The following is a 12,355-nucleotide window of genomic DNA, read 5'->3' on the forward strand; positions in this document are numbered from 1 at the left end:
CTAATCGGTCGAGGACTTAACCAAATCTGTTTTCAATGATATCGTGTTTATCCAGTTTTGAAAGAACAATTCTTTCTAATTAAGTAGAATGAATTTTCTACGTAAAGGTTTCAACATACTACAAGCAAGTTGACAATGAATTGCGCCGTAGATTGGAAGCCGTAATATAGTGAAGTGACGATGGCAAAGAGGTCACACCTGTTCCCATACCGAACACAGCAGTTAAGCTCTTTAGCGCCGATGGTAGTTGGGGGTTTCCCCCTGTGAGAGTAGGACGTCGCTTCGCACACATAAACCGATTAAGCTTCATGCTTAGTCGGTTTTTTTGTTGTTTCGAATTATATGATAGAACAGGTCTGTTGATTCGCCACTTTTATACAGCTGAATCGCTTATTTTGAACAGCAAAATAAGAATTATTGCTGTTTTGTAGTGGCAGGAAGCGTTCAGTGAGACTCCTTAGGGAAAAGCTCGTGACGAAACACCCGGTAAGCCGTGACATAGGAGCGGAGGCTTGCGGAGGCTTGAGGAAGGTGGTGAACGCCACTACACGAGTCACCACCTTCAGAACAAACATCGTGTTCGCTCCCTAGCCCCAGTACATTGATCTGCGACGAGTAACCGCAGAGGCACCCGCGAGCCGCAATACGCGCCCTGCCAATTGAATGGCTAATCAACACGCGTGTTTAGATTATTTTCTATATATACGTTTCAAATGTTTTGAAATCCTGAATTGCTTATATTACGATGAGTAAGTATGTTTAGATAAAAAGCTTGTTTGACAAAAAGCTTGTTTGACAAAAAGGTATAGCATGAAAAAGCGAGGATATAACGATGAACCAACAACAAAAACCACTCGTAGTAGCACTTGAGCAATTTCAGCAGCAACGACCGATTTCATTTCACGTACCGGGACATAAAAATGGCTTGTTATCGACATTGCCTCAAGCATATCGTACAGCGCTTGCTTACGATGTAACAGAGCTAACGACATTAGATGATTTACATTATGCGGAGGAATGTATTGCGGAGGCGCAGCAGCTACTTCAGAAAACATATAAATCCGATGCGAGCTTTTTTTTAGTAAATGGTTCGACTGTTGGGAATTTAGCGATGATTTATGCGACGTGTACAGCAGGTGATGTTGTGCTCGTGCAACGCAATGCGCATAAGTCGGTGTTTCATGCGTTAGAGCTCGTTGGGGTAATACCAGTATTACTTGCACCGTGCTTTGATCCGTACACAAAAACGGCAGGGCATGTTGAGGTGGAGACGGTAGAGCGAGCGATTGCACAGTATCCACATGCGAAGGCACTTATTTTAACGAATCCTACATATTACGGCGTCGTGCATGCAGCGCTACAAGAAATTGTGAACGTCGCACATAAAGCGAGCATACCTGTGTTAGTAGATGAAGCACATGGCGCGCATTTGCAGGCAAACGCGTCGTTTCCAAAGTCGTCGCTGCAATGCGGGGCAGATATCGTCGTGCAATCAGCGCATAAAACGTTAAGCGCGATGACGATGGCTTCCTTTTTACACGTTCGTTCCGATATAATAAAAAGTTCGCAAGTGGCAAAATATTTGCGAATGCTGCAGTCGAGTAGCCCGTCGTATATGCTACTCGCATCTTTAGATGATGCACGTCATGTTGTAGCGAATTATACAGATGATGATTTTGCACATATGATGCAGCTGCGTGCGCGTTTTATCGAAGCGTTGCAGCGAACGGTTGACGTCATTACACCAGCAGACCCGTTAAAGTTATGCGTTCGTGTAGTAGGATATAGCGGCTTTCAGCTAAAGGAAGCGCTTGAGGCACAGCATGTATTCATTGAGCTTGCGGACAATGAGCAAGTATTACTCGTGCTGCCGTTATTAACGAAAGATCAGCATTATCCGTATGACGAGGCAGTTGAAAAAATCGAGCGAGCAGTTAATGTGCTACAGCAACAAACGCCGCAGCATACGGAAGCGCCGATGCTCGATTATACAGATGAAGTGACTGCACTTGATACGTATGAAGAGGGACAGTGTACGCTTGCGACATTTAGCGAGGCAATCGGGCGAAAAAGCGCGGAATATATCGTACCGTATCCGCCGGGCATACCGCTTCTTGTGAAAGGTGAACGCATTACAACAAAGCATATTGAAGCAATTGAACGATACGTTGCGCTACAATGTTCGATTCAAGGGGAGCATCGTATTGAACAGCAGCGATTATATATAATGGAAGAGTGAGAAAAGATGACAGCATTATTTATTACATTTGAAGGTCCAGAAGGTGCAGGGAAAACAACCGTGTTACAGCATATCGCACAGCGCATGCAGCACGACGATGTGTTGTTTACGCGTGAGCCTGGGGGCATTGATATTGCAGAAAAAATTCGTGAAGTGATTTTAAATAAAGAGCATACCGCGATGCATGAGCGGACGGAGGCGTTGTTATATGCAGCAGCTCGTGCGCAGCATTTTTTTGAGAAAGTAAAGCCAGCATTGGAGCGTGGTCAGCACGTATTATGTGATCGCTTTATCGATTCATCGCTTGCGTATCAAGGGTATGCGCGAGGGATCGGTATGGACGCGGTGAAAGGAATTAATGAATTTGCGATTGGTGAATATATGCCGGACGTGACGATTTTCTTTGATATTCAACCAGAGGACGGCTTAGCACGCATTGCTGCAGCAGCTGAGCGCGAGACGAACCGCTTAGATGTTGAAGGATTAGCGTTTCATCATAAAGTGTATGAAGGGTATGAGCGCGTTGTGAAAGAAAATCCGCAGCGTGTGCGTGTCGTCAATGCGAACCAGCCGCTTGAACAAGTTGTGGCGGACGTATGGGATATTTTAAGCGAAGTGCTAGACGTAAAGTAATATATCGTCCGTTGTTGAGTATGCTATAATGAACTTAGCTATTGAACGAAAGGGTGAGCGCATATGAAAATGGTAATCGCTGTTGTACAAGATCAAGATAGCAATCGTTTGTCGAATGCATTAACACAAGCTGATTTTCGTGCGACGAAATTAGCTAGTACAGGTGGATTTTTACGCGCAGGTAATACGACGTTTTTAGTTGGTACGAATGATGACAATGTGCCGTCTTTACTTCAATTAATTCGTGATAATTGCCGAGCACGTGACCAATTAGTTGCGCCAATTTCTCCAATGGGCGGCAATGCTGATGCGTACATTCCTTATCCAGTAGAGGTAGAAGTAGGCGGGGCAACCGTATTTGTTTTACCAATTGAACAATTCCATCATTTTTAGCCGACATAATTGATGGAAGCGTTTAGCGAGCATCAGGTGAAATGAGGGATTGAACGATGAAAATTAACCAAAATATGCGTGCTGGGATCGGTTTAAACCAGCCGAATCAAAATAAAAATCAAGTGAATACACGCTTTAGTGACATGGTCGTGAAGCAAGGCGGGAAAATGCAGTCTGAGCAATTGACGCGCTTACTTGGCGATATTTCAGCAGCTGGAGATCGTGTAGCACGTTCACGTAATTTGCGTGAACTGACGCGTTTTAAAATGCTTGTGCGCCGCTTTTTACAAGAGGCAGTTGACCACGGATTAGATTTAAAGCAGTCGCAAACATGGAATCGCTTCGGTGAGGGTCGTCGTTTAAAAGTCGTTGAAACAGTCGATCAAAAGCTAGTTGAATTAGCAGAGGATTTATTGAACGAGGAAAAAGAAACAATTGATTTACTTGCTAAAATTGGTGAGATTAAAGGTTTATTAATTAACATATACACATAACCCGTGCGTACGTGCGCGGGGTTTTTTCTAACGAGAGCAGGAGGAGAAGCTTTGACGCATTCATTTGAGCAATTACAACATATACAACCAGTCGTCATTAAGCAACTTCAAATGATTGTCGCAAAAAATCGTACTGCTCATGCCTATATTTTTGATGGTGAAAAAGGCACACATAAAAAAGAAGTAGCGACGATGTTTACACAGTTACTACTTTGTGAGCAGCTACATAACGAGCAGCCTTGTGGAACGTGTCGCAATTGCGTGCGTGTTGCATCCGGCAATCATCCGAACGTTTTAACAGTACAACCAGACGGCACATTTATTAAAATCGAGCAAATGCGTGCGCTGCTTGGTGAATTGAAGAAAAAAGGCATGGAGGGCGGCCGAAAAATATATATTTTGCAGCATGCTGATCGTTTAAACGTGGGGGCAGCGAACACGTTGCTAAAGTTTTTAGAGGAGCCAGATGGATTAGTAACGGCCATTTTAATTACCGAGCAAATACAATCCATTTTACCGACAATTCGGTCTCGTTGTCAGCATATTAAATTTCAAAAGCTGCCGCGCCACATATTGATGACGCAGCTACAACAAGCGGGCATTACACAGTCGATGGCAGCCACAGTTAGTATGGTGACAAACGAGGTGGAAACAGCAATTACACTTAGTGAAGATGAGCAGTTTGCACATGCACGAAAAACAGTGTTAAAATTAGTAGAAGCAGTTCAAAAAAATGTACATGAAGCATTGCTCATTGTGCATGAAGATTGGCTACCCTCGTTTAAAGAGAAAAGCGATATGGAACAAGCATTAGACTTATTGCTCTTTGCTTATAGAGATATTGTGGCATATAAAGCCAATCCCGATGCAGCTTTGACGTATCCGGATGCTTCTGCATTATGGCGTGATTTAGCGTTACATTCAACGTATGCGCGTTTGTCGAACCAAATGCAAGCAATTTTACAGGCGCGTAGTTATTTACAGCGCAATATGAACCGGGCACTGATGATGGAGCAGCTCATGCTGAATCTGCAGGAGGGATAATTTTTGTATAATGTTGTAGGGGTCCGCTTTAAAAAGGCGGGTAAAATATATTATTTTGATCCAATCGAGTTTGACTTGGAAGTTGGACAATATGTAATCGTGGAAACTGCACGAGGTATAGAATATGGTAAAGTCGTTGTACCAGTGAAACAAGTAGCAGAAGGGGAAGTCATTTTGCCACTTAAGCAGGTAGTACGTCCAGCAGATGAGCGCGATAGCTTGCAAGTAGAGGGCAATTTAAGCGAGTCGAAGGAAGCATTTGCGATTGCAACGACGAAAATTAGTGAACATAAGTTAGAAATGAAGCTTGTCGATGTAGAATACACATTTGACCGCAACAAAATCATTTTTTACTTCACTGCAGAAGGGCGCGTAGATTTTCGTGATTTAGTAAAGGATTTAGCATCTATTTTCCGCACGCGCATTGAGCTTCGACAAATTGGTGTGCGCGATGAGGCGAAGCTGCTTGGTGGAATCGGCCCATGTGGACGTATGCTTTGTTGCTCGACATTTTTAGGTGATTTTGAGCCAGTATCGATTAAAATGGCGAAGGACCAGAACTTATCACTCAACCCGTCGAAAATTTCAGGGCTTTGTGGCCGTTTAATGTGCTGTTTAAAGTACGAAAACGACGACTACGAGGAAGCGAAAGCCGGCATGCCCGATATTGGTGAATTTACAAAAACACCAGATGGTAAAGGAAAAGTTGTCGGTTTGAATGTACTCGAGCGCTTAATTCAAGTACAATTAAAAGAGACGGATCGCGTTGTTGAATACGCGTTACAAGAATTACTAGATTGGGAAAAAAATCTTATATAGATAAACAGATTAATGAGGTGGCTTGAGTGAAGGACCGTAATTTTTTAGATACTGTTATGGAGTTCGAACAACAGCTCGAGGTGATGCAGGAGCAGTTTTCTACATTAAAGCAATTCGTTGCACATATGATGGAAGAGCACCAATCACTTCAAACGGAAAACCTTCACCTGCGCAAGCGTTTAGAGGAAGTGTTGAGCACACAGCCTGAAGCGGAGGCGCAATCGGGGGAACAAGTGAGTGCTGTGGACATCGGGGAAGGCTATGATAACTTAGCACGTCTTTATCACGAGGGCTTCCACGTTTGTCATGTACACTTTGGAGGTTCACGAAAAGGTGAGGATTGTCTATTTTGTTTATCGTTTTTAAATAAACAAAATGGCTAATACAACAAAACAGAAGGGCTGCGCTTACTGCTGTAAGTTGCGGCTTTTTGTTTTGTTGATTAGCTAATCATCGCTTATGCGGATCGCGTTTCTGGGGCTCGGCTCAAGCCTCCTCAACGCTCATACTTCGCGTTTGCGGGGTCTTGAGGCACGAGCTATTCCCCAAGAAGTCTCGCCGCACGCTCCCTGCCAGGACAATGCAGCGTTGATTTTCATTTTACGGTTCAAAACAAGCAATTCCCCCGTGGAAAGCCTGCCTCAAAGCGAAAAGCAACAAAGTAACAATCATTACAGTCACAGGAGGTTTATATGGATTTATTACAAGGCGATGAGCGCTTAGATTATTTACTTGCGGAAAATTTACGCATCATTCAAAGCCCATCTGTATTTTCATTTTCATTAGACGCGGTGCTGCTTGCAAAATTTGCAGGCATTCCGCTATCAAGCAAAGGTAAAATTGTCGATCTTTGTGCAGGAAACGGCGTCATTCCGCTATTTTTATCTGCGCGTTCAAAGGCTCACATTACAGCGATAGAACTACAGCCACGCTTAGCTGATATGGCGCGCCGCAGTGTGACGTATAATGAGCTCGATTCACAAATTACAATTGTCGAAGGAGACGTAAATGATGCTCCTGCAACACTTGGCGTTGAAAAATATGATGCGGTGACATGCAACCCACCATATTTTTTAGCACATGAGCTAACGGAAAAGCATAGCAATGAGCACCATGCGATTGCGCGACATGAGCTGTATTTAACGCTTGAGCAGGCTATTTTTTCAGCGAGTCGTTTATTAAAGCAAGGCGGGAAAGCGTCGTTCGTGCATCGACCAGAGCGCATGCTCGATATCGTAACGTATATGCGCAAGCACCGTTTAGAGCCAAAGCGCATGCAGCTCATTTATCCGAAGTATGGCAAAGAGGCGAATACAATTTTAATAGAAGGCATTAAAGATGGGAAAGCAGGGTTAAAGGTGTTACCACCGTTATTTGTATATAACGACAATAACGAATATACAGACGAAGTGAAAGTGCTGTTATATGGAGACAAATAACCATGCGTTTTACGTGCTCGAATGTGCGGACGGCTCGTTTTATGCCGGTTATACGAACAATATCGAACGCCGAGTTGCAACACATAATGCGGGAAAAGGTGCTAAGTATACGAAAGCGCGTCTTCCGGTGACGGTCATTCATGTCGAATATTTCGATACGAAGCAGGAAGCATTGCGCCGCGAATACGCATTTAAGCAATTAACACGCAAGCAAAAAGAGAAAATAGTAAGGGGAGAATAGGATGAAGTCACAAAAAAGTAGTACACACGAGGCAAGTAGTTGCTTATATTTAGTCGCAACACCAATTGGCAATTTGGAGGATATGACGATGCGTGCACTGCGCATTTTAAAAGAGGTCGACATGATTGCAGCGGAAGATACACGCAATACGAAAAAGCTATGCAATTATTTCGACATTTCGACACCGCTGACGAGCTATCATGAGCACAACATCGAAGTTGGCGGCGAGAAAATTTTAAATTTGTTGCGTGACGGCAAGCAAGTTGCACTAGTGAGTGATGCTGGGCTGCCATGCATTTCAGACCCTGGAGCAGATATTGTTGAAAAAGCGATTGCAGAAGGTTTTGCGGTCGTGCCGATTCCAGGGGCGAACGCAGCATTAACCGCATTGATCGCATCAGGCATTTCGCCGCAGCCATTTTACTTTTATGGCTTTTTAGGGCGCGGTAAAAAAGGGCGTAAAGAAACGCTCGAGAGTTTACGTCGTCGCGAGGAAACGATTTTATTTTATGAGGCACCACATCGCTTAAAGGATACGTTAAAAGATATGCATACTGTGCTCGGCAATCGTCGTATCGTGCTTGCACGTGAGCTGACGAAAAAATTTGAGGAATTTTTACGCGGTACGTTAGAGGAAGCGGTCGAATGGGCAAATAATAACGAAATTCGTGGTGAGTTTTGTTTAGTGCTAGAAGGAAATAAAGAAGCGGACGAGCTATTCGACGAAGCGCCGTATTGGCAAGATTTCACGCTTGAGCAGCACGTCGATTACATTATGAGCGAGCTTGGACAATCGTCGAAGGATGCGATTAAGGAAGTTGCTAAGCTGCGCGGCATGCAAAAGCGCGACGTTTACAACGCATATCATCAATAAATGAATGAAAGCATACATATCCATCGTAACGGTGGCATATGTATGCTTTTTTAGGCATAAAAAAACCGATGTGTATGGCATTACACATCGGAAAAAAGGATTTTATTTGTTTAAGTTTGACTCGATTTCTTTTGCTAAAATTTCTGCACCTTCTGGACTAAGGATCAGCTTACCGCCAACTAAGCGGAAGTTGTTGTCTGATACTTCACCTGTTACTGCACATGTCATGTTAGGCATATATTTTTTTAAGATAATTTTATCATCATCTACATAAATTTCTAATGCATCTTTTTCTGCAATACCTAACGTACGACGTAATTCGATTGGAATAACGACGCGTCCTAGTTCGTCTACCTTACGCACGATTCCTGTTGATTTCATAAAAATATTCCTCCTAATATATATCAGTATATACATTTCGTCAAAGTTCGACATTATCATCTTGTCTATGTGGTATCATACCAACTAATGCCATAAACGTCAATAATTTAGTACTGTTCAAGAGACGTAAAGTAAAAATTAAGTGTTTATGTAGATTAAAGTACCCTATCCATCTAATAATTAACACAAAATGTAAAAAATAGTTATAAAGTTGGAATTTATATGGTTAAATAACGTGTTCGACAGTTCGACAAAATGACTATTTTGTCGAACTTTTTGTAAGTCTGAAGTAATTAATATTCACGTTTGTTCATACAAATGCTAAAACTGATATTATGTCAATAAAATATATGTATAAAAATAGGCGATAAATGTGTTGTCAAGGATAGTGTACTTGAAACGCTTTTCGTACTTCTATAGAATAGAGAGTATATTGATATTAAAGGAGCGCATACAGGTGAGCGAACAAAACAATACATTTTATATTACGACGCCTATTTATTACCCAAGTGGTAAATTCCACATCGGAACAGCATATACGACAGTCGCATCAGACGCAATGGCACGATACAAGCGTTTACGCGGTTTTGACGTGCGTTTCCAAACAGGTATGGATGAGCATGGACAAAAAATTCAGGAAAAAGCAGCGGAAGCAGGCAAAGAGCCAAAGTTATACGTTGATGAAATTGCACAGGCGGCAAAAGAGCTTTGGACGCTTATGGATATTTCTTATGATGATTTCGTACAAACGACGGAGAAGCGCCATACAGATACAGTCGAAAAGATTTTCGAAAAGTTTTTAAATAACGGTGATATTTATAAAGGTGAATACGAAGGTTTATATTGTGTTCCTTGTGAGTCGTACTTCACTGAAACGCAGCTAGAGGATGGCAAATGTCCAGACTGTGGTCGTGATGTGCAAGTTGTAAAAGAAGAATCATATTTCTTTAACATGAAAAAATATGCGGATCGGTTATTAGCATACTATGAAGAAAACCCGTCGTTCATCGAGCCAGAATCGCGCAAAAATGAAATGATTAACAACTTCATTAAGCCTGGTTTAGAGGATTTATCGGTTTCTCGTACTTCATTTGACTGGGGCATTAAAGTTCCAGGAGATCCGAAGCACGTTATTTACGTATGGGTAGATGCATTGTCGAACTATATTACGACGCTTGGCTACGGTACAGAAAACGACGCGGCATTCAATAAATATTGGCCAGCAGACGTTCACGTTGTCGGGAAAGATATTGTGCGCTTCCATACAATTTATTGGCCAATTTTCTTAATGGCACTTGATTTACCGTTACCGAAGAAAATTTTCGCTCACGGCTTCATTATGATGAAGGACGGCAAAATGTCGAAATCAAAAGGCAATGTCGTATATCCTGAAATGTTAATCGAGCGTTACGGCTTAGATGCGACGCGCTACTTCTTACTGCGCGAGCTACCATTTGGCTCAGATGGTGTGTTTTCACCAGAATCATTCGTTGAGCGTACGAACTTCGACTTAGCAAACGATTTAGGTAACTTGTTAAACCGTACTGTGTCGATGATTAACAAATATTTCGATGGTGTCATTCCGTCGAAAAATGTCGAAGCGACTGAATTTGATGCGACGTTAATTGATTTTGCGAGCGATGTGCGTGTTAAATATGAAGAAAGTATGGAAAAGATGCAATTTAGCGTTGTACTTTCAGACGTGTGGTCACTCGTATCACGTACGAACAAGTACATTGATGAAACGCAGCCTTGGGTTTTAGCGAAGGACGAAGCGGACGCGGCGAAGCTTGGAGCTGTAATGAAAAACTTAGCGGAAAGCTTACGTCACATTGCGGTAATGTTACAGCCGTTCATGACGGTAGCGCCGAAAAAAATCGCAGAGCAGCTTGGCTTAGACGAATCGTTACTATCATGGGAATCGATTTCGACGTTCGGAAATGTTATTGCTGACGGTACAAAAGTAGTCGAAAAAGGAACGCCGATTTTCCCTCGTTTAGATAAAGATGAGGAAGTGGCGTACATTCGTGAGCAAATGCAAAGCTCAGTAAAACAGCCGGAGCTAGAAGAAGCACCAGCAGTTGAAAAAGAGGAAGTTCCTGAAATTTCAATTGATGATTTCATGAAGGTGGATTTACGTGTAGCGACAGTGATCGCTTGTGAGCCAGTGAAAAAAGCAGACAAGTTATTAAAGCTACAAGTCGATTTAGGCTATGAAAAACGTCAAGTCGTATCAGGCATTGCGAAGTTCTACACACCCGAGGAGCTAATCGGTCAAAAAGTAATCGTCGTAGCGAACTTAAAGCCGACGAAGCTACGTGGTGAGCTATCAGAAGGTATGATATTAGCAGGTTCACACGGTGACGTACTGAAACTAGCGACAGTGGACCAAACGCTTGCGAACGGCGCAAAAGTGAAGTAATAGCGAAAGCCTGTGGGAGTGAATGCACTTCGACAGGCTTTTTCTCTACATGTTATATTTTAACAAGCGTGTTGATTAGCCATTAAACTGGCATTTCGCGTATGGTGGCTCGCTTTCCTGGGGCTCGGCGGCGAACACGATGTTGGTCATGAAGGCGGTGACTCGTGTAGTGGCGTTCACCGCCTTCCTCAAGCCCCCACGTCGTTCGTGCCTCACGACTGCGGGGTCTTGAGGCTCGCGCTTTTCCCGCTGGAGTCCGCCTCTCGTTTCAAGCAACTTTTATACGTCAACCCCAGCTTACGGTGATGAACCATAAAAGTGGCTAATCAACAGACCTGATATTTTAATTATAAAAAAAGGATGGATAACATATGTTAATCGACACACACGTACATTTAAACGCAGACCAATATTGGGACAACGATTTACAGGAAGTAATCGACCGTGCATTAGCGGCGAAAGTGGAGCGCATGGTTGTTATCGGCTTTGACGAAGTAACGATTAAACGCGCAATGCAGCTTATTGAGGAGTATGACTTTATTTATGCGGTCATTGGTTGGCACCCAGTAGATGCGATCGATTGTACAGATGAATACTTACAATGGATCGAGGAGCTTGCAGCACATCCGAAAGTTGTTGGCATTGGTGAAACAGGCTTAGATTATTATTGGGACAAGTCGCCAAAGGATGTACAGCAATACTGGTTCCGCAAGCAAATTCAGCTAGCGAAAAAGCTGCAGCTACCAATTATCATTCATAACCGTGATGCGACAGGCGATGTTGTGCGTATTTTGAAGGAAGAAGATGCGAAGGAAGTTGGCGGCATTATGCATTGCTACGGCGGCAGTGTCGAAACGGCGCGCGACTGTATTAATATGAACTTCATGATTAGCTTAGGTGGACCGGTAACGTTTAAAAATGCACGTCAGCCAAAAGAGGTGGCGACGGAAATTCCGTTAGAGCATTTATTAATCGAAACAGATGCACCGTATTTAACGCCACACCCGTACCGTGGTAAGCGAAATGAGCCTGCGTATGTGGCGCTTGTGGCAGAGGAAATTGCACGCTTGAAAAACATTTCAGTCGAGGAAGTTGCTGCAGCGACAACTGCGAATGCACTAAAGTTTTTTAAAATTTCATGAATGAAGAAAATGCACCGCCTCAGGTCTGTTGATTAGCTATTTTTATACAGCTGAATTGCTTGTTTTTAGTAGCAAGACGGAGATGAACGCTGCATTTTTGTGGCATGGAGCGGGTGGCGAGACTCCTTGGGGAATAGCTCGTGCCTCAAGACCCCGTAAGCATCCACATAGGAGAGGCGCGGAGGCTTGAGCCGAGCCCCAGGAAAGCGAGCCACCATACGCGAAATGCCAGTT

Annotated in this window: 13 protein-coding genes and 1 rRNA gene; 13 read left to right on the plus strand and 1 reads right to left on the minus strand. The window is 43.2% G+C overall.

All coding sequences use genetic code 11. From position 1 onward, the window contains the following. Positions 1-170: 170 nt before the first annotated feature. The 11 genes from rrf to rsmI all read left to right on the plus strand — a co-directional run bounded on the left by rrf (position 171) and on the right by rsmI (position 8,176). A 5S ribosomal RNA gene (gene rrf, locus A6K76_RS01365) occupies positions 171-286 on the plus strand. A gap of 546 nt (positions 287-832) precedes the next feature. Continuing rightward, positions 833-2,239, plus strand: a complete 1,407-nt coding sequence (locus A6K76_RS01370) for an aminotransferase class I/II-fold pyridoxal phosphate-dependent enzyme (protein WP_211271715.1) — start codon at positions 833-835, stop codon at positions 2,237-2,239. Between the two features lie 6 nt (positions 2,240-2,245). Beyond that, entirely contained in the window at positions 2,246-2,872 is a 627-nt protein-coding gene (gene tmk / locus A6K76_RS01375; protein WP_066461346.1) for a dTMP kinase, read from the plus strand. A gap of 63 nt (positions 2,873-2,935) precedes the next feature. After that, complete coding sequence (locus tag A6K76_RS01380; RefSeq protein ID WP_066461347.1) at positions 2,936-3,265, plus strand: cyclic-di-AMP receptor; 330 nt, start codon at positions 2,936-2,938, stop codon at positions 3,263-3,265. A gap of 56 nt (positions 3,266-3,321) precedes the next feature. Continuing rightward, positions 3,322-3,759, plus strand: coding sequence for a YaaR family protein (locus A6K76_RS01385; RefSeq protein ID WP_066461348.1), 438 nt, complete (start codon positions 3,322-3,324; stop codon positions 3,757-3,759). 51 nt (positions 3,760-3,810) lie between these two features. Beyond that, complete coding sequence (holB, locus tag A6K76_RS01390; protein ID WP_083995170.1) at positions 3,811-4,803, plus strand: DNA polymerase III subunit delta'; 993 nt, start codon at positions 3,811-3,813, stop codon at positions 4,801-4,803. Positions 4,804-4,806: 3 nt separating this feature from the next. Further along, positions 4,807-5,622, plus strand: coding sequence for a PSP1 domain-containing protein (locus A6K76_RS01395; RefSeq protein ID WP_066461352.1), 816 nt, complete (start codon positions 4,807-4,809; stop codon positions 5,620-5,622). Positions 5,623-5,648: 26 nt separating this feature from the next. After that, positions 5,649-6,005, plus strand: a complete 357-nt coding sequence (gene yabA, locus A6K76_RS01400) for a DNA replication initiation control protein YabA (RefSeq protein WP_066461354.1) — start codon at positions 5,649-5,651, stop codon at positions 6,003-6,005. 309 nt (positions 6,006-6,314) lie between these two features. Then, entirely contained in the window at positions 6,315-7,061 is a 747-nt protein-coding gene (locus A6K76_RS01405; RefSeq protein WP_066461356.1) for a tRNA1(Val) (adenine(37)-N6)-methyltransferase, read from the plus strand. Then, the gene (locus A6K76_RS01410; protein WP_066461359.1) at positions 7,048-7,302 is read left to right on the plus strand and encodes a GIY-YIG nuclease family protein; all 255 of its coding nucleotides are present in this window, start codon (positions 7,048-7,050) and stop codon (positions 7,300-7,302) included. Before A6K76_RS01405 ends, A6K76_RS01410 begins: the two co-directional genes overlap by 14 nt. A gap of 1 nt (position 7,303) precedes the next feature. Further along, on the plus strand, positions 7,304-8,176 hold the full coding sequence (rsmI, locus tag A6K76_RS01415; RefSeq protein WP_066461360.1) for a 16S rRNA (cytidine(1402)-2'-O)-methyltransferase: 873 nt from the start codon (positions 7,304-7,306) through the stop codon (positions 8,174-8,176). Between the two features lie 102 nt (positions 8,177-8,278). Here rsmI and A6K76_RS01420 read toward each other — a convergent pair whose 3' ends face one another. Continuing rightward, complete coding sequence (locus A6K76_RS01420) at positions 8,279-8,557, minus strand: transition state genes transcriptional regulator AbrB (RefSeq protein WP_066461361.1); 279 nt, start codon at positions 8,555-8,557, stop codon at positions 8,279-8,281. A 457-nt stretch (positions 8,558-9,014) separates the two neighbouring features. On the opposite strand from A6K76_RS01420, the gene metG reads away from it, so the two are divergent. Beyond that, positions 9,015-10,979: a methionine--tRNA ligase gene (metG, locus tag A6K76_RS01425; protein WP_066461363.1), complete on the plus strand. Its 1,965-nt coding sequence runs from the start codon at positions 9,015-9,017 to the stop codon at positions 10,977-10,979. Between the two features lie 371 nt (positions 10,980-11,350). Then, positions 11,351-12,121, plus strand: coding sequence for a TatD family hydrolase (locus A6K76_RS01430; RefSeq protein ID WP_066461366.1), 771 nt, complete (start codon positions 11,351-11,353; stop codon positions 12,119-12,121). Positions 12,122-12,355: the final 234 nt, after the last annotated feature.

The sequence above is a fragment of the Caryophanon latum genome (assembly GCF_001700325.1).
Lineage (GTDB): Bacteria > Bacillota > Bacilli > Bacillales_A > Planococcaceae > Caryophanon > Caryophanon latum.

What these genes read in the sequence shown, in the direction of transcription:
- A6K76_RS01370 (WP_211271715.1), top strand. Translation starts at nt 833, where the DNA reads ATGAACCAACAACAAAAACCACTCGTAGTAGCACTTGAGCAATTTCAG.
- tmk (WP_066461346.1), top strand. Translation starts at nt 2,246, where the DNA reads ATGACAGCATTATTTATTACATTTGAAGGTCCAGAAGGTGCAGGGAAA.
- A6K76_RS01380 (WP_066461347.1), top strand. Translation starts at nt 2,936, where the DNA reads ATGAAAATGGTAATCGCTGTTGTACAAGATCAAGATAGCAATCGTTTG.
- A6K76_RS01385 (WP_066461348.1), top strand. Translation starts at nt 3,322, where the DNA reads ATGAAAATTAACCAAAATATGCGTGCTGGGATCGGTTTAAACCAGCCG.
- A6K76_RS01405 (WP_066461356.1), top strand. Translation starts at nt 6,315, where the DNA reads ATGGATTTATTACAAGGCGATGAGCGCTTAGATTATTTACTTGCGGAA.
- A6K76_RS01410 (WP_066461359.1), top strand. Translation starts at nt 7,048, where the DNA reads ATGGAGACAAATAACCATGCGTTTTACGTGCTCGAATGTGCGGACGGC.
- rsmI (WP_066461360.1), top strand. Translation starts at nt 7,304, where the DNA reads ATGAAGTCACAAAAAAGTAGTACACACGAGGCAAGTAGTTGCTTATAT.
- A6K76_RS01420 (WP_066461361.1), bottom strand. Translation starts at nt 8,557, where the DNA reads ATGAAATCAACAGGAATCGTGCGTAAGGTAGACGAACTAGGACGCGTC.
- A6K76_RS01430 (WP_066461366.1), top strand. Translation starts at nt 11,351, where the DNA reads ATGTTAATCGACACACACGTACATTTAAACGCAGACCAATATTGGGAC.